This window comes from Ureibacillus chungkukjangi (genome assembly GCF_003217295.1).
In the GTDB taxonomy this organism is placed as follows: domain Bacteria; phylum Bacillota; class Bacilli; order Bacillales_A; family Planococcaceae; genus Ureibacillus; species Ureibacillus chungkukjangi.
On sequence record NZ_QJTJ01000001.1, the window covers coordinates 196,608 to 213,461 of the forward strand.

At 38.4% G+C, this 16,854-nt stretch carries 14 protein-coding genes; 5 read left to right on the forward strand and 9 right to left on the reverse strand.

Going from position 1 to position 16,854, the window contains the following annotated elements:
- Positions 1–14: 14 nt before the first annotated feature.
- From polX to zapA, 3 genes are all read right to left on the reverse strand, one after another.
- Positions 15–1,724: a DNA polymerase/3'-5' exonuclease PolX gene (gene polX, locus BJ095_RS00980; RefSeq protein ID WP_107934157.1), complete on the reverse strand. Its 1,710-nt coding sequence runs from the start codon at positions 1,722–1,724 to the stop codon at positions 15–17.
- 158 nt (positions 1,725–1,882) lie between these two features.
- Positions 1,883–2,425, reverse strand: coding sequence for a CvpA family protein (locus BJ095_RS00985; protein ID WP_107934159.1), 543 nt, complete (start codon positions 2,423–2,425; stop codon positions 1,883–1,885).
- Positions 2,426–2,430: 5 nt separating this feature from the next.
- Positions 2,431–2,691 (reverse strand): cell division protein ZapA, encoded by a 261-nt coding sequence (gene zapA / locus BJ095_RS00990; protein ID WP_036198739.1) that lies wholly within the window; start codon positions 2,689–2,691, stop codon positions 2,431–2,433.
- Between the two features lie 445 nt (positions 2,692–3,136).
- Between zapA and rnhC the strand changes: the two genes are divergently transcribed.
- The gene (gene rnhC, locus BJ095_RS00995; RefSeq protein ID WP_107934161.1) at positions 3,137–4,093 is read left to right on the forward strand and encodes a ribonuclease HIII; all 957 of its coding nucleotides are present in this window, start codon (positions 3,137–3,139) and stop codon (positions 4,091–4,093) included.
- A 55-nt stretch (positions 4,094–4,148) separates the two neighbouring features.
- Here rnhC and BJ095_RS01000 read toward each other — a convergent pair whose 3' ends face one another.
- Both BJ095_RS01000 and BJ095_RS01005 read right to left on the reverse strand, forming a co-directional pair.
- Positions 4,149–5,582, reverse strand: a complete 1,434-nt coding sequence (locus BJ095_RS01000) for a sodium:solute symporter family protein (protein WP_107934163.1) — start codon at positions 5,580–5,582, stop codon at positions 4,149–4,151.
- A 130-nt stretch (positions 5,583–5,712) separates the two neighbouring features.
- Positions 5,713–6,291 (reverse strand): hydrolase, encoded by a 579-nt coding sequence (locus tag BJ095_RS01005; protein ID WP_235867538.1) that lies wholly within the window; start codon positions 6,289–6,291, stop codon positions 5,713–5,715.
- A gap of 93 nt (positions 6,292–6,384) precedes the next feature.
- On the opposite strand from BJ095_RS01005, the gene BJ095_RS01010 reads away from it, so the two are divergent.
- The gene (locus BJ095_RS01010) at positions 6,385–6,870 is read left to right on the forward strand and encodes a nucleoside-diphosphate sugar epimerase (RefSeq protein WP_146223184.1); all 486 of its coding nucleotides are present in this window, start codon (positions 6,385–6,387) and stop codon (positions 6,868–6,870) included.
- 37 nt (positions 6,871–6,907) lie between these two features.
- On the opposite strand, the gene pheT is transcribed toward BJ095_RS01010, so the two are convergent.
- The 4 genes from pheT to BJ095_RS01030 all read right to left on the reverse strand — a co-directional run bounded on the left by pheT (position 6,908) and on the right by BJ095_RS01030 (position 13,100).
- Positions 6,908–9,313, reverse strand: a complete 2,406-nt coding sequence (gene pheT, locus BJ095_RS01015; RefSeq protein ID WP_107934169.1) for a phenylalanine--tRNA ligase subunit beta — start codon at positions 9,311–9,313, stop codon at positions 6,908–6,910.
- A 12-nt stretch (positions 9,314–9,325) separates the two neighbouring features.
- Entirely contained in the window at positions 9,326–10,363 is a 1,038-nt protein-coding gene (gene pheS, locus BJ095_RS01020; protein ID WP_107934171.1) for a phenylalanine--tRNA ligase subunit alpha, read from the reverse strand.
- A 760-nt stretch (positions 10,364–11,123) separates the two neighbouring features.
- A complete protein-coding gene (locus tag BJ095_RS01025) occupies positions 11,124–11,885 on the reverse strand; it encodes a TrmH family RNA methyltransferase (RefSeq protein WP_107934173.1) in 762 nt (253 codons plus the stop codon).
- A 102-nt stretch (positions 11,886–11,987) separates the two neighbouring features.
- Complete coding sequence (locus tag BJ095_RS01030; RefSeq protein WP_107934175.1) at positions 11,988–13,100, reverse strand: IscS subfamily cysteine desulfurase; 1,113 nt, start codon at positions 13,098–13,100, stop codon at positions 11,988–11,990.
- A gap of 143 nt (positions 13,101–13,243) precedes the next feature.
- Between BJ095_RS01030 and nadB the strand changes: the two genes are divergently transcribed.
- The 3 genes from nadB to nadA are packed head-to-tail and all read left to right on the forward strand — an operon-like array spanning position 13,244 to position 16,734.
- Complete coding sequence (gene nadB, locus BJ095_RS01035) at positions 13,244–14,833, forward strand: L-aspartate oxidase (RefSeq protein WP_107934177.1); 1,590 nt, start codon at positions 13,244–13,246, stop codon at positions 14,831–14,833.
- Positions 14,787–15,647 carry a carboxylating nicotinate-nucleotide diphosphorylase gene (gene nadC, locus BJ095_RS01040; RefSeq protein WP_107934179.1) on the forward strand — a complete coding sequence of 287 codons (861 nt, stop codon included), beginning with the start codon at positions 14,787–14,789 and terminating at the stop codon, positions 15,645–15,647. Before nadB ends, nadC begins: the two co-directional genes overlap by 47 nt.
- Positions 15,634–16,734, forward strand: a complete 1,101-nt coding sequence (nadA, locus tag BJ095_RS01045) for a quinolinate synthase NadA (RefSeq protein ID WP_107934181.1) — start codon at positions 15,634–15,636, stop codon at positions 16,732–16,734. Before nadC ends, nadA begins: the two co-directional genes overlap by 14 nt.
- Positions 16,735–16,854: the final 120 nt, after the last annotated feature.

A 16,854-nucleotide genomic window follows, 5' to 3' on the forward strand; every position in this document is an offset into this window, starting at 1 on the left:
TTCGTACAATTCAATTATTTATTTTTCATGATAAAGGCTTCAAATTGCTCTAATGACCATGTATTAACGATTAAATCTTTTTTCAGCCATGCTTTTTGAGCATATTTTGTGCCGATTTCCATTACATCTAGCTGCTCGATAGCATGGGCATCTGTATTAATGGCAATCGGAACATTAAGCTCCATCGCCATCACTAAATGCTCGATACGAAGATCTAGTCGGTACGGGCTAGCATTCAGTTCGAGGATTTTTCCTGATTCTGCTGCCCATTGAATCAATTGTGGTATATCTGGATTATAACCTTCACGCTGTCCAATAATTCGACCGGTTGGATGTGCTATCATGTGCACATATGGATTTTGCATGGCTGTTTTAAGTCTTTCCATAATTATCTCTTGCGATTGTGAAAAGCTTGAGTGAATCGATGCAATAACAAAATCTAGACCTTTTAAAACCTCGTCCTCAAAGTCTAACGAACCATCGGGCAAAATATCCATCTCTGTTCCAGCAAACAGTCGAAACTCTGGATGCGCTTCATTAAAATCATATATTTCAAGACGTTGTTTAGCTAATCTTTCAGGTGTAAGTCCATTTGCCACTTTTAAATATTGTGAATGGTCCGTAATTACTCCATGTGTATAGCCGCGCTTGATTAACGCTTCTCCCATTTCTCTTACTGTATGAGCTCCATCAGACCAAGTCGTATGCATATGCAAATCCGAAACAATTTGCTCTAAGGTAACAAGACCATTTATTTCGTCTAAACGCTCTAATTCCTTCCCTGACTCACGTACAGTCGGTGGAATAAATGGTAGATCAAAATGGGCAAAGAATGCTTCTTCAGAGTCAAAGGTCATGATGGAACCATCTGGTTGTTCGACCCCATATTCACTTATTTTCTTCCCCTGCTCCTTCGCCAATTGTCGCATACGAACATTATGATCCTTTGAGCCAGTAAAGTGATGAAGAGCTGTTGCGTATTCTTTTAGCGTAACTAAACGGAAATCTACACTTACAGGATCTTCTGCCTCCAAAATAACTGACACCTTTGTATCTCCTGCTGCAACAACTTCCTTCACGGTAAGGTCCTTAAGTAATCGATCCTTAACAAGCTCAGGCTGTTCTGTTGCCACAATAAAATCTACATCCTTACTCATTTCACTAACTCGGCGGAAGCTTCCTGCCACAGAAAACTTTTGAATTTCTTCTATCGAATTCAATAATTCATTAATTTCTGCTACAATTTCTTGCAGGTACCAAATAGGTAACTTCTCGCTACGTTCTCCGAAATGCTCAAGCTCTTTTAAAATTTTCTCTTCTGATTTTGGTCCGAAACCTGCTAGCTTTTGAATTTTTTGGGATTCACAGGCTTCCTTTAAGCTTTCTGCACTATCTACACCTAGCTCACTATAAAGCTTTGCTAATTTCTTACCGCCTAAACCAGGCAGCTTTAATAATGGAATTAACCCCTTTGGTACGGCTTCCTCTAGCTCTTTTAGTTGAGTAGAGCTACCCGTTTCAATCAGCTCATGAATAACGGTTGCCGTTCCTTTTCCAATCCCTTTAAGCTTTGTAATATCTTCTATTTCATTTAAACTACGTTCGTCTAATTCAAGGGCATTGGCTGCTTTACGAAAAGCCGAGACTTTAAACGGATTTTCACCTTGAAGCTCTAGTAATAAGGCAATTTTCTCTAGTGTTTTAATGACAATTTTTTTATTCATGATTTACCCCCTATAAGAAATCTGGATTGTTCAAAAATAATTTATCAAAGGCGCACTTTCCTTTGTTCGTGGAAAAAGGAAATGCCCCAAAAAGTCGCTTTTGGGACATTTCCTTCATATCGATTATCTACGACTGACGATAATCTTAGCTCATATGTCTAGTGCTCTTTATAGATATACCACCAGTCTTGAACCATGTCTGTAAAGAATGGAGTATGCTCTAACATGAGCTTTGCAATGATGGAACCATCCATTAAATTTTGTAGGGATCCTATTGGAAGCAATGCTAACACATACATGCCAATAAATACTATCAAATAGAATTCCACAAAACAGAGGACAGCACCTAATAGTCGGTTGACTGAATTTAAAATTGGTAAATACGTTAAAAAATCAAAAATGGAGCCAAGAATTTGTAAAGCAATTTTTACTGCAAAGAAAATTACAGCAAAGGCTATAATACGGTAAAATGTTTGGTCAACATTTAACTGATCAAGAACAAGCATCATAGATAAATCATCTGTAACTCCTGGATATGGAATCCATAAAACAAACTTTTCCGCAAGCGGCTTATAGTAGACAAACGCTACAAAAAGTGCAACAAAATAGCTGACAAGATGAATGGCCTGAACAATAAAGCCACGTTTAAGTCCTATTAGTATACTAGCAGCAAATATAATAAGTAATATAATATCTAGCATTCACTTCAACCCTTTAATTTTTTCAATTCTTCTTCAAGCTTTTCAACTTGTTCTTTTAATTTTAGTAATTCATGTACGGTATTGACAGCTGTTAAAACGGCAAGCTTGGAACTATCTAATGAAGGATTATGTACACGTATTTCTCGCATTTTATCATCTACTATAGAAGCAACTAATCTCATATGTCCAGTAGACTCGGTCCCAACCATTTTATAGGAATGACCATAAATTTCTACTGATATTCGATTTTTTTCTTGGTCAGCCATGCAATACCTCCTAAAACTTAGCAAAACAGTGTAATCCTTAAAAACTACCATCCAACTCTCAAATCAATTGAAACTTATAGATTTGAGTAATTTCTGCTTCATTAGAATACATTAATAAAATTTATAATACATATCATACCATCTTTAGTTTATACAGCACAACTACATTAAGGTTACAAAACCAATACTATCAAGACTTTTGGTCACGTACCTAGTCTTTAGCTTTGTAAATAAATGTTTATTAACGCAGCTATTCACCCTCATTTAAGACTCATAAATAGACATATGTCCCTATTTAGGGGTTATTCTATTGTCTTCAAAGTAAACTCGTTATAATGATACTATGGATTATAAAATATGGTAATTTTAAATATGGTATTCGAATAGCTTAAATCGAATTCTATTGTTTTTTATAAGTACCTTAAGGATGAAAGGAACGAATTAAATGTCAAATATTGTGTTATTGCTTTCAACCGACCAACAAAATAAGGTGAAATCCTATTATGCTTCCTCAGCTGTCGAACGAAAAGCTCCAGGTGTTATTTTTGCTGCTAAGCTTCCAGATACAGCAATTACTGTCTATAAATCTGGAAAAGTAATGTTCCAGGGTAGTGGTGCTACAAGAGAAGCGAGCCGTTGGGGTGAAGTAAAAGAAACCTCTTCAAATTCATCAACAGCTACCGATTCAAATAAAATCATTAAAACGAAGGGCGATATACTTCCAGAAAAATTCGCTACTCTCTCAGTGCTAGGATCGGATGAGACTGGTACAGGGGATTATTTCGGCCCGATTACAGTAGCCGCTGTTTATGTACCTAAGGAAAAAATTGAGCTGATTTATGAGCTTGGTGTAAAGGACTCTAAAATGTTGACTGACCAAATTATGCTCAAAATTGCTCCTGATATTATGGCTGTTTGTCCTCACAGCATTTTAACATTAAGAAATGATAAGTATAATGCAATACAAGCTAAAGGCTATTCCCAAGGAAAAATCAAAGCAATGCTTCATAACCAAGCATTAAAGCATGTCTTAACAAAAATAGAGCCCGAAACACCCGAGTATATTTTGATTGACCAATTTGCTGAGCGAAATATTTATTACAATCATATTAAAAATGAAAAAGCGATAGTTCGGGAAAATGTGTTATTTTCAACAAAGGCTGAGCAGCTTCATGTAGCAGTTGCTGCAGCATCCATTCTAGCTCGCTATGCATTCTTAAAGGAAATGGACAAGTTATCTAAAACTGTTGGCATGAACTTACAAAAAGGTGCCAGTGGTAAAGTAGATGAAATGGCAGCACGTATTTGGCTAAAGCATGGCGAGGAAACCTTGAAATCAATCTCTAAATGGCATTTTGCAAATACTGAAAAAGCTCGGAAGTTAGTGAATAAAAGTAAATAGAAGAAAGAGAAACGCTTCAATAATTAGTAGCGTTTCTCTTTTCATTCTTATACTACTATGCATTTTCAACTTCTAGTGTTCTATTTAAATCTGTTTTATTTGGAAGAATAAATGAAACTATAATCGTTAATAGTACGGAAATTAGTACTCCCCACAGGATTCCAAATAACACAGACGCAATAGCTCCTGAAAGTAAACCGATTCGACCACCCCAAACAGATACTCGGCTATTTTGTGACCCCATTTCAAATTTTTCAAACTTTCGCTTTTTCCATAGAAGCCCAACAATCAATACTGGTACTACCCCACCACCTGTTAGTGTATAGGCAAAGGAGAATAGACTAATAATGGATTCTGAATAATTTGCCGCTAGTGTTGAAAATACGCCAACCAAAACAACGACCCATTTGGAGAGGACGATTAGCTTCGCATCTTTTATTTCCCTGGAAAAAGGAATCACTAGATCATTCACAATGACGATGGCTGCAGAATGCAATAATGAAGAGGCACTCGAAATGGCGGCTAAGAAGATTAAAATGAAGAAAACAAGTGCGGTAAATTGAGTCATTTCATTTAAGATTAACCACGAAACAGCATTTGCAGATTCCACATCTGGGTTTAATGCTTTTACTATCATTCCTGAAACAGAGGCTAAAATCGTAAACATAATAGCACCGATTCCACTATATAACATCGCCCGACTAGCAGCTTTGGGATTTTCCGCTGCAAAACAACGTTGCCAGTACATTTGAGCTGCCAACACTCCAAAACAACCGGTAACAAAGAGCGTTACAATCTCCCATCCAGAAATGTCAATTTGCGTTAAATGGCTAGCATTCACTTCAGCTAGCATTATTTTCAGATTCGAATAACTAAAATCAATCTTTGCGTAAACTTTAATATAAAACCATATGGCTATCCCTAACAACAAAACTCCCTGTATAAAATCAGTCCATACAACAGAAAGCATCCCGCCAATTGTTGTATAAATAATAAAAACCGCTGTAAAGAAAAAGATTAATGGCAGTGGGTCTGCTCCCGTAAAGACAGAAAAAAGCTGCCCCATTCCTTTTGCTTGTCCTCCAATCCAGGCAATCATAATAGCTGATGTTAATACTCCTACAATCGCTCTCGATACCTTGTCTCTTAATATCAAATCATTTAATAATTCAGCAATACTTTTATAGGTAAACTTAGCAGCAAACCCTGCAAATAATAATGCAAAGAGTATTTTTGCACCTTGCTCTCCAATAATGAATGGAATGTTGGCAATCCCGGTTTCAAAGCCCTTCGAGGAGTGCCCGATAAAATTACCTACCCCCATAATTGTCGCAAGATCGGTAAATAGAAGTAAGAAAAATGGCAGTGTTCCACCAGCAATAGCAAACTGCAAAAAGCTCTCTTTTGACTTTTTTCTAAATCTTAAAGACATTCCAATGAAAAATAGGCTTAATACAACCGTCACAATCCAGGTCCAAGTTGCCAGCATTTCTTTCCCCCTTTTCTCGTAGTTATTTCATACCTATGCTCTCTACCCATCATGTAGAAATTAAAAACCATACACCACTCGTTGGAAATACAAGCTGTGTATGGCTAAACTAAATCTATATTATTTTATTTTATTTTACTAGCTTACTAATTGCTTTAAATTGGTCCCCTTTTGCGATTTGGAGCATTTCAAATAGTGCCATTTCAACAGTTGTTACCTTCACACCAAGCTGCAGCATTTTTTGAAGGCCAATTTCATGGCTTTTTGCCGTACGGGAGGATATACAATCTGCTAACACTTCAACTTCATAGCCATTCTGTATAAGGTGGGCGGCAGTTTGATAGACACAAATATGTGTCTCGATTCCCGCAAGCAAAACTTTTTTGCGATTTGTTGCTTCAAGCTGTTCAACAAATTCAGGTGTATCATAAGCACTGAACGTTATTTTTTCAATCGGCTTTTGGTTTGGTAACGCCTGTGCAATTTTGTCGACAGTTGGTCCAAGTCCCTTTGGATATTGTTCCAGCCATAATACAGGACATCCTAATATTTGTACTCCTTCAGTTACCTTCGCTATATTAGAAATTACAAACTCGCTATCATGAACAATTTCTGCCAATCTTCCTTGAATATCAATTAAAACTAAAACCGTCTCTTCTTTTGTAAGCATCTCCATATCCCCTTTGTTCAATATTTCTACTTTATTCATTATATATGATTCGATTTAGATATTAAATTCTCTAACCCTCCTAAACTAATTTGAAACAAAATGGAAGGACATGTATAGTATTGATTAGAGAGGATGATATTTTTGATTCGTTTAAGCTGGCTAATAAGTCTAGGCCTTTCACTCCTTGGCTTTTTAATAATAGGTCATTTCTTTACCATCCAACCCGAGGAGACTTTGAGCAATGGAAGCTTAGGCTTTATTGGCATTATTTTTGTACTGCCGTTTTTATTGCTTAGTATCTTTATAACCTTTAGGTACATTCTAACTTTGACAAGAAGCACTGCTGATCGCCTGATGAAGGCGCTATCAATTGTTGTCGGATTTTTAATGCTTGCTGTCCTGGTATATTTAACAATGGATTATAAAAATGATATTTTAGTTACATTGGACGGGGTTAACACTGGAGGCACCCTCACTCTTCCAAAGTTAAACGAATATACATATACGATTTATTTTAATTTTTATACCTTTGCATTGATTCATGCTATTGTTGGGGTCATTGCTGCTATCATTGGGCTCATAAAGCCTGACACGAAAAAAGAAGAGTTGGCGGAGTAAATTCCCGCGCAACTCTTCCTTTTTTTTATGAACGAGCTTATCGAAGCTCTGCTCCAGCCTCAGTTAAAGCTTTTAACACTTTATTGTGTGCACTCACCACTTCATCATCAGTTAATGTACGTTCTGGGTCAAAGTATGTTAATGAGAAGGCAACGGATTTTTTACCAGCTTCCATTTTATCTCCTTCATACACATCAAATACCTTTACTTCTTTTAATAATTTTGTTCCAGCATTACGGATAATCTCGATAATTTCACCAGCTGGCTTTGAACGCTCGAGCTCTAAAGCAATGTCACGTGTCATAGCTGGGAAGCGTGGAACAGATGTGTAAACTAATTCCTTAACCTCTGCTGTAAGAATCGCATTTAAGTTAATTTCCGCTACAAATGTATCTTTTAAATCGTACTTTTTACGCTCAGCAGGATGTAAACCACCGATAATCCCTACTTTTTCTCCATCAAGCAGGATAGCGGCTGTTTGACCAGGGTGTAATCCATCTACCGCCGTCTTTTCGAAAGATAGGCGTTCTGTTAAGCCAAGTTTTTCGAATAAGCTCTCAACGATTCCTTTTGCTACAAAGAAATCAACCGCTAGCTTTTCGCCTTGCCATGCATTATCAACCCATTTTCCCGAAACCACTAATGCAAGATGCTCTTCTTCATATGGAAGTTCTTCTGCAGTTTTTCCAAGGAACACAGAACCAATTTCATATAATGCAACTGAATCTGCTTTACGAGCTACGTTATAGCTTGCTGCATCTACTAAATGTGGGATCAAGCTTTGACGCAATGTTGAACGTTCTTCACTCATAGGCATTAATAATCTAGTTGTATCTTCTGCTTTAAGTGCGAATTTTTGAGCAAGCTCATCAGATGTTAATGAATAAGTAACTGCCTGGTATAGACCAGCCCCCTCCATAACATTTCGTGCAACTCTGCGTTTTGCTTGGTATGGTGTTAAACCGCCAATTTGATCATTACCTTCTGGTAAAGTCATCGGGATTTCATCATAACCATACAAACGAGCAATTTCTTCCACGATATCTTCTTCGATTTTAATATCCTGACGACGAGTAGGTGCATCGATGATCAATAAACCATTTGCCGCTTCTACATCAAATTGCAGTCGATTTAAAATAGATAGCATATCTTCTAAAGAAATTTTCATACCTAGACGATTGTTGATAAAGTCTGGAGAAACAACAACACGTGCAGGTGATTTGTCTAGGTCATCAACTAAAACAGTGCCTTCTAGAACCTCTCCACCAGCAATTTCTGCTAAAAGCTGTGCAGCGCGTTCTCCAGCTAAAAGTACTCGGTTTGGATCTACCCCTTTTTCAAAGCGAGCAGAAGAATCAGAACGCAAGCCTAATTCTTTAGAAGTTCGGCGAACAGAGTAGCCTTCAAAGTAAGCTGCTTCAATAACTACTGTTGTTGTTTCACTCGTTACTTCAGAGTTTGCTCCACCCATCACACCGGCAATTGCTACAGGTACTTCACCATTTGTAATAACTAGGTTATGTGCTTTTAAAGTACGTTCTTGCTCATCTAAAGTGACAATTTTTTCACCTTCATTTGCTAAGCGAACAAGGATTTCATTTGATTTCAATGAATCGTAGTCGAAAGCGTGAAGAGGCTGACCATACTCCATTAAAATATAGTTCGTAATATCAACTACGTTATTATGTGGGCGAACACCCGCAGCCATTAAATAATGCTGTAGCCAAAGTGGTGATTCGGCGATTTTTACATTTTTAACAACCTTCGCTGCATATAAAGGATTTTCTTTCGCTTCCACGCGAACTTTAATGTAATCTTCAGCTTTTTCCGAAACCGTATGATATGAGATTTCAGGTAATTTCACTTCTTGAGATAAAATTGCAGCTACTTCATAAGCTACACCAAGCATAGATAATGCATCAGAACGGTTTGGTGTTAGTCCAAGCTCCAATACAGTATCACGAAGACCGATTAACTCTAGTGCATCACTGCCTGGTACTGCATCTTCTGGTAAAACGTAAATCCCATCTGCATATGCTTTTGGTACAACGCGGCCTTCTACACCTAGCTCTTGCAGTGCACAAATCATACCGTTTGATTCTTGCCCGCGCATTTTTGCTTTTTTAATCTTAACGCCACCTGGAAGACGTGCGCCGGGTAAGGCTACGATAACTTTTTGACCTGCATCGACATTCGGAGCCCCACAAATAATTTGGCGGATATCCCCTTCACCAACTTCTACCTGGCACACATTTAACTTATCTGCATCGGGATGTTTTTCTTTTGAAACGACATACCCTACCACAACATTTGTCATGCCTTTAGCACGATCGATTACGGCGTCCACTTCAATACCTGAGCGCGTAATTTTTTCAGCTAATTCTTCTGCTGCAATACCATCTATATCAACATATTGTTTTAACCAATTTAACGAAACTAACATAGTTGTACCCCCTTACCCTTCTGTTCTATGGAATTGTGATAAGAAACGACTATCATTTGTATAGAAATGACGAATATCATCTACTCCGTACTTCAACATTGCGATACGTTCTGCACCAATACCAAATGCAAAACCTGAAACCTTTTTCGAGTCATAGCCAGCCATTTCTAATACATTTGGATGTACCATACCTGCACCTAAAATCTCAATCCAGCCAGTATGCTTACATACGTTACAGCCTTTCCCTCCACACTTAAAGCAAGAAATATCCATCTCTACAGAAGGCTCTGTGAATGGGAAGAAACTTGGACGTAATCGTATTTCACGATCATCACCAAACATTTTCTTAGCTAAAGCATCCAGTGTTCCTTTTAAATCACTCATGCGAATATTTTCGCCAATTACTAGACCTTCAATTTGCATGAATTGGTGTGAATGAGTTGCATCGTCATTATCACGGCGGAATACTTTACCAGGGCAAATAATGCGAATCGGCTCACCTTTTTTCTTCTCCATTGTACGAGCCTGAACTGGAGAAGTGTGTGTACGTAAAAGTGTTTCTTCTGTGATATAGAATGTATCCTGCATATCACGAGCAGGGTGACCTTTTGGTAGGTTTAAAGCTTCGAAGTTGTAGTAATCCTTTTCAACCTCAGGACCTTCAGCAATTTCATAGCCCATTGAAACGAATAAATCTTCAATTTCTTCGATAACTCTTGTTAAAGGATGACGATTACCTTGGCGTACCTTACGACCAGGCAAAGTAACATCGATTGATTCCTTTTCTAATTGCTCCTGGATTGCTTGCTCTTCTAATACAGTCACTTTTTCTTCCAATTGAGCTGTAACATTTTCGCGCACTGCGTTAACTAGAGCACCCATCTTCGGACGTTCTTCTGGAGATAATTTCCCCATTCCTTTTAATAAATCCGTAATCGGACCTTTTTTCCCTAAATACGCAACACGAACTTCATTTAACTCTTTTAAGTTAGAAGCAGCTTGTAGCTTCGCTAATGCTTCTTGTTCTAATTGCTTTAATTGTTGTTCCACTTGAGTACCCTCCTTATAAAAATAAAATTTGCTTTGGTTTTATGGTGGTTGCGAGCAGTTGAGATACGTGCGAGTTCGGTCGCTTTACGTGCGACTTTCGCCCGTTTACGTGCGGCGCGACTCATCATGTGCGAATTCGCTCACACTACACTCTCATTCAACAACACATTTACTACTGATATCCCGCCTTGCTTTTTCCTTAAAAAAACACAAAAAACCTCGCCCCTAAAAAAGGGACGAGGACTAGATTCGCGGTACCACCCTAGTTATTGCACTCGTAAAACATGCAATCACTTCATTGACTTAACGACTCGATTGGCCGGCTTTCCTTTTGCAAAGACTTGCTCCCGGAAGCTGCTTGCGGGGTGAACTTCAATACTGATGACCATACATAAGCTTTCAGTCTATGGCTTATGCTCCCTTGATAGTCACTTCACTATTTACTCTTCCCGCTACTAACGCATTTGGATTGTTATTCTTTTTAGTCTTCATTATTTTACGGTAAAACGGAAAACGTTTCAAGTATTGCCAAAGAATTAGTAATTAATCTTTTTCCTTGCTCTAGGATAGGTCATTCGAAATGATTTTAAACTTGCTATCAGAATTAGCTTTAGCCTATTCTAAAAAAAAGATTTTGATTAGTCAAACGTCTACCGAAGGAAATGTTCTGATACAATTACTCTAAAAAGCTATATGTAGACATTGTACACCAACATAAAAACACCGACCCACAACGACATGTGAACCGGTGCTATCGATTTTATTTTACAAATTGGTATAGCAAAATCCCTGTAGCTACTGCAACATTTAAAGATTCAGCCTGTCCTAAAATCGGGATGATAACATTCTGATCTGTTTTAGCTAATAGCTGAGGGTGAATACCGCTGCCTTCATTTCCTACGATTAAAGCAAAGCTGCCTGAAGTTTCTACTTCTGTATAGACAACTGCCTCTTGTAATGCAGTTCCATATACCTTCACTTCACGATCTTGCAGGTCTTCTATCCAATCAGCTAAATCTCCACGAATAATCGGGATATGGAAGTGAGACCCTTGGGCTGAACGCAAAGTTTTTGGATTATACGCATCTGCACTACCTTTACCTAATACAACCGCATCAATACCAGCAGCATCAGCAGTACGAATCATTGTACCGATATTTCCTGGATCTTGTACTGCATCTACAAGTAAAAGCTTTCTCCAGCTTCCCATAGCCGCTTCATCCACTTCTAATTGTTTGCAGTGTGCAAAAACTCCCTGCGAGGTTTCTGTTTCTGCAAGCTCAACTGCAATCGGCCCGGTTATTTCAACCATTTCTAAATTATCGATATCCCAAAGCAATGGTAGGTCTACACCATCACGTACGATAATTTGAACGATTTGTTCTTTATTTTTCAAAGCCTCTTCCACTAAATGAAAGCCCTCTACGATAAACTCTCCTGATTTTTCACGTTCTTTTCTTGTCGTCACAAGCTTTTTCCAATGCTTCACTAAAGCATTTTGTGGTGATTCAATTCGTTTCATAATAGTACGTTTACCGCCTTTTCCTTTTCGTTCTATTGCCTAATTTTACATGAAAAGTCGGTCAGTGTAAAAAATGTTCTATATCAAAGAAAATATTGTTGTTTAAAGGCAGAGTTCTTCACCAATAATCCTTAAACTTTCTCCAAGCTTTTCAATATGCTCCTCCGTTGTTCCATCTCCAAAAGATACTCGGAAAAACTGGCGTGCCTTTGATAGACTATTCCCCATTGCTAAAATCGCTTTTGTTCCAGAGCTGCTATTGATATCACAGGCACTTCCTGTAGAAATACCTATGCCTGCTTCGTTTAACTTAAGCATTACCATTTGTCCTTCTACACCATTAATGCAGAGACCACAAATGCTTGGAAGCTGCTGTTCATCCTCAGCCTCGATAAAAATACAGCCCGTATCATTTAAAATCTCTTTTAAACGATTTCGGTACAGCTTAAATTTCTCTAATTCATAAGTAAATTGCTCCATCGCTGTTACCATCGCGACTATTGCAGGCAGATCCACTGTCCCCCCGCGTAATCCTCTTTCATGTGTTACACCAGGGAAAACTGGGACAGTTCTTTTACGAGGGTTCATATAAATTACCCCGCAGCCTTTTGGACCTCCGATTTTATGGGCAGATACAGTTATGGCATCAACATCCTTCGCGAATTGCTTAATCGGCAATTTGCAGAAGGATTGAACACAATCGACATGAAATAAAATATTATTTTGTCGTGCAATTTTTGCGATCTGTTCCACTGGCTGAATGGTGCCAATTTCTGAATTAACATGCTGAATCGAAATTAACACCGTATCCTCACGAATTGAGTTTTGGAGTATTTCTATATCGACTAATCCATTCTCATCAAGAGGGATCTTTGTAATCAAATAACCTTCTCGTTCAAGTGTATTCATGGCAGCATGAACACTTGTATGCTCAGCTGCCGAGATAATTACATGCCTTCGTTCACCAACTCGAGCTAGAGATAATATCGCTAGAAGATTCCCTTCAGTCCCACTTCCAGTAAAAATAATGCCGTCACGATTGACACCTAGTTTTTTTGCAACTCTTGTTCTAGCGTTTTCTAATAAAAAACTCGCGCTTCCTCCTGCATCATGTAGGCTAGATGTATTTCCATACACTGCCTTTGCTGCTTCTGCGTAAGCTGCGATAGCTGCATCTGTCATCGGTGTTGTTGCAGCATAGTCAAGATATATCATGTTGGTATCTCCTTTAAATTTAATCCTAAAATGAATAGCGCTCGCCTTTAAATCTCTATGAAACTGACATTATTTCAATACTTGTTTTCCATTTCATTTTATGTAAAGATAGGTGTCAAGACAACTGTAAAGAAGGGGAATCTATGAAAATCGAAACTGACATCGTCATTATCGGTAGTGGAATTGCCGCACTTCAGGCTGCTCGTGTATTATCAAAACGTTTTAGTATCCACCTTATTACGAAATCCAACATTAGAAATAGTAGCTCCTATAGAGCTCAAGGTGGAATTGCTGCAGTAATAAGTCAGGAAGATCATACATCTCTCCATATACAAGATACACTTCATGCAGGCGAGTATCATCATGTAGAAGCACATGTAGAACAGTTAGTTAAAGTAGGAAAAGATGCGGTTCAACAGCTTATCAATCAGGACTTCCCTGTCGATCGAACTGTTCAAGGAGATATTTCACTAGGACTCGAGGGTGCACATAGTAAACCAAGGATCCTTCATTCTGGTGGAGATGCTACAGGAAAAGTATTGATTGAGCATTTAATAAAGGAACTCCCTCAAAACGTAGAAGTCCATGAGCATGAGATTGCATATGAACTACTTTTAAATACTTCAGGTGAATGTATAGGTGTCAAAACAAAGAACGATTCAGGTGATTCAATCTATTATGCTTCCTACGTCATCCTTGCTACTGGTGGTGCTGGTAGTGTTTATGCTTGCACCTCTAATTGTCCGGATAGTGTCGGGGATGGAATTGCCCTAGCTTATCTTGCAGGTGCACAAATTACGGATATGGAATTTGTACAATTTCACCCGAGCTTACTCTATATAAATGGTACTGCAAAAGGGCTTGTCTCAGAGGCAGTACGCGGTGCTGGCGGATATTTTGTTGATGAAAATGGAAACAGGCTAATGGAGGGTAAACACCCCCTTGGTGATCTAGCACCTCGTCATGTAACAGCTTATGAAATGTATAAAGAACGCGCAAAAGGCAATGAAGTCTACCTCGACATATCCGGTATTGCTGATTTTGAAAGGAAATTCCCTACTATTACACAAATTTGTCAAGAAAATGGGGTTTCTATTTCACAAGAACGTATCCCAATTGCACCAGGTAGTCACTTTTTAATGGGAGGAGTCGTAGCGGACCGATATGGACGGACCAGTATCCCTAGATTACTTGCTGTAGGAGAAGTTGCGTGTACGGGCGTCCATGGCGCTAACCGTTTAGCAAGTAATTCCTTGCTAGAAGGAATTACCTTTGGAAAGCTCATGGCTGAAAAACTCTTATTAAATGGAACAAAACAATGGAACTTTCAGGAACCCCCTTCTTTAGCTAGTGATGAGAGGTTAACTCTTCTAGCGAAAGAAACCCTGCAAAACGAAATGTTAGATAAGGCTGGAGTTATACGGAGCATTAAAGATTTGATCAAATTACAAAAGCTTTTACCGACATATAATCAAGTGGAATTTTTTGATTTTAGTGGATGTACGAAGCAGCAAATCGAGCTTGCTTTTATGCATATTACAGCCTCTTTAATCGTGAATGCTGCTCTTTTGCGTAAAGAATCTCGTGGAGCACATATTCGTACAGACTTCCCTTCTAAATGCCAGGATTGGCAAAATAAATGGGTAGTTTTTGAAAAAGGAAAAATGAATGTGAGGGATGGACTATATGAACAAAATCAAACTGCAAACGATGTTAAAGCAATTTTTCAATGAGGATATTGGTGATGGAGATTTATCTAGCGAGCTTTTGTTTTCATCATCAGACAAAGGCTCTTTTACTTTTTACGCAAAGGAAACAGGCATTTTTTGCGGAGCAGAAATTATTCATATCGGCTTCAGCCTTTTAGATCCTTCACTACAAATATCACTATTGAAAAAGGATGGAGAAACAATTGAAGCAGGTGACGAGCTTGCCGTTATTGAAGGGCCATTGCAAAGCTTATTATCTGGAGAGCGAGTTATTTTAAATTTAGTTCAACGAATGAGTAGTATTGCAACGAACGCTTCTAAAGCAATGGCTTTAATAGAGGGGACAAATGCGAAAATCTGTGATACTCGTAAAACAATTCCGGGTCTAAGAATGCTAGATAAATATGCTGTTCGCACAGGTGGCGCCTACAATCACAGAAGCGGTCTTTATGACTGTATTATGTTAAAGGATAATCACATTGCTTTTGCAGGGAGTATTTCTAAGGCTGTAAATACTGCTAAATCTAAAATCGGACATACCGTTAAAATCGAGGTTGAAATCGAAACAAAAGATCAGCTAATAGAAGCAATTGAGGCTGGTGCAGATATTATTATGTTCGATAATCGAAGCCCTGAGGAAATCCGTAACTGGCTTCCCCTTGTACCTGCCCATATCATTACCGAGGCTTCAGGTGGAATTACTTTTGATAATTTAAGAGCTTATGCAGAAAGTGGTGTCGAGTATATTTCCTTAGGCGCCCTTACCCACTCTGTAAAAGCATTGGATATTAGTGCATTAGTTCAACTGAAGGGAGAAATGGTTTATGAGCATCATTAGTTTACTTGCGAGCAATATGCTGCCAGAAAAATATCGTACGATGACTCGATCAGAAATGGAACAACGTGTTCGCAAAATTAAAGAAGCCCTGGGTGATAAATTATTCATTCCTGGTCATCATTATCAAAAGGATGAAGTCATTCAATTTGCTGATAGTGTTGGTGATTCATTGCAGCTTGCTCAAGTAGCGGCAGCAAATAAAGAAGCAGAGCATATTGTTTTCTGCGGTGTACATTTCATGGCAGAAACTGCAGATATGCTTACAACAGATGAACAAACCGTTTACCTACCAGATATGCGTGCAGGCTGTTCGATGGCCGACATGGCGGATATCTACCAAACCGAAGAAGCATGGATAGAGCTACAAAAGCTTTTTGGTGATACAATGATTCCTTTAACTTATGTAAACTCAACAGCTGCTATCAAAGCCTTCACTGGCAGAAATGGTGGTGCTTGTGTTACTTCATCGAACGCAAAGAAAATGGTAAAATGGGCATTTACTCAGAAAGAGCGTTTATTCTTTTTACCTGACCAGCATCTTGGTCGTAATACGGCATACGAACTAGATATTCCATTAGAGCAAATGGCTGTTTGGAATCCAGTAATTGGCGGGCTGGAGTATGAAGGAAATCTAGAAGATATTAAGGTCATTCTGTGGAAAGGCCACTGTTCTGTACATCAAGGCTTTACTGTATCAAACGTAAACGAAGTACGTAAAAAATATCCTGAGATGACTATCATCGTCCACCCTGAATGCTGTCGTGAGGTGGTTGAAGTATCAGATTTGAATGGTTCAACAAAGTATATCGTAGACACGATAAATGCGGCTCCTGTTGGTTCAAGCTTTGCAATCGGAACAGAAATGAATTTAGTTAAACGAATTATTGCCGAAAATCCAGATAAGTATATCATTTCGTTGAACGAAAATATGTGTCCATGCTTAACGATGAACCGCATCGATTTACCGCACCTATTATGGGCATTAGAGATGATTGAAGAAGGCGCTCAAGGAAATATTATTAAGGTAGCACCAGAGGTAACAAAGGAAGCCATACTATCCCTTGATCGAATGCTTGCATTAGCTTAAATATAAAAAAAGCAACTCACTACAGGAGTTGCTTTTTTTATACTTCTTTATAGTATTAGTAAGGATTAACAAAACTCTCAACGTTTCTCTTTAATTACGATGTATAGTTTCGACATTGTA

Bases quoted from the DNA above. Each gene is read 5' to 3' on its own strand.
- BJ095_RS01005 (WP_235867538.1), bottom strand. From the start codon at position 6,291: ATGAATAAAGTAGAAATATTGAACAAAGGGGATATGGAGATGCTTACA.
- zapA (WP_036198739.1), bottom strand. From the start codon at position 2,691: ATGGCTGACCAAGAAAAAAATCGAATATCAGTAGAAATTTATGGTCAT.
- nadA (WP_107934181.1), top strand. From the start codon at position 15,634: ATGAGCATCATTAGTTTACTTGCGAGCAATATGCTGCCAGAAAAATAT.
- BJ095_RS00985 (WP_107934159.1), bottom strand. From the start codon at position 2,425: ATGCTAGATATTATATTACTTATTATATTTGCTGCTAGTATACTAATA.
- polX (WP_107934157.1), bottom strand. From the start codon at position 1,724: ATGAATAAAAAAATTGTCATTAAAACACTAGAGAAAATTGCCTTATTA.
- rnhC (WP_107934161.1), top strand. From the start codon at position 3,137: ATGTCAAATATTGTGTTATTGCTTTCAACCGACCAACAAAATAAGGTG.
- BJ095_RS01025 (WP_107934173.1), bottom strand. From the start codon at position 11,885: ATGAAACGAATTGAATCACCACAAAATGCTTTAGTGAAGCATTGGAAA.
- BJ095_RS01030 (WP_107934175.1), bottom strand. From the start codon at position 13,100: ATGATATATCTTGACTATGCTGCAACAACACCGATGACAGATGCAGCT.
- BJ095_RS01000 (WP_107934163.1), bottom strand. From the start codon at position 5,582: ATGCTGGCAACTTGGACCTGGATTGTGACGGTTGTATTAAGCCTATTT.
- nadB (WP_107934177.1), top strand. From the start codon at position 13,244: ATGAAAATCGAAACTGACATCGTCATTATCGGTAGTGGAATTGCCGCA.
- pheT (WP_107934169.1), bottom strand. From the start codon at position 9,313: ATGTTAGTTTCGTTAAATTGGTTAAAACAATATGTTGATATAGATGGT.
- BJ095_RS01010 (WP_146223184.1), top strand. From the start codon at position 6,385: ATGATATTTTTGATTCGTTTAAGCTGGCTAATAAGTCTAGGCCTTTCA.
- nadC (WP_107934179.1), top strand. From the start codon at position 14,787: ATGAACAAAATCAAACTGCAAACGATGTTAAAGCAATTTTTCAATGAG.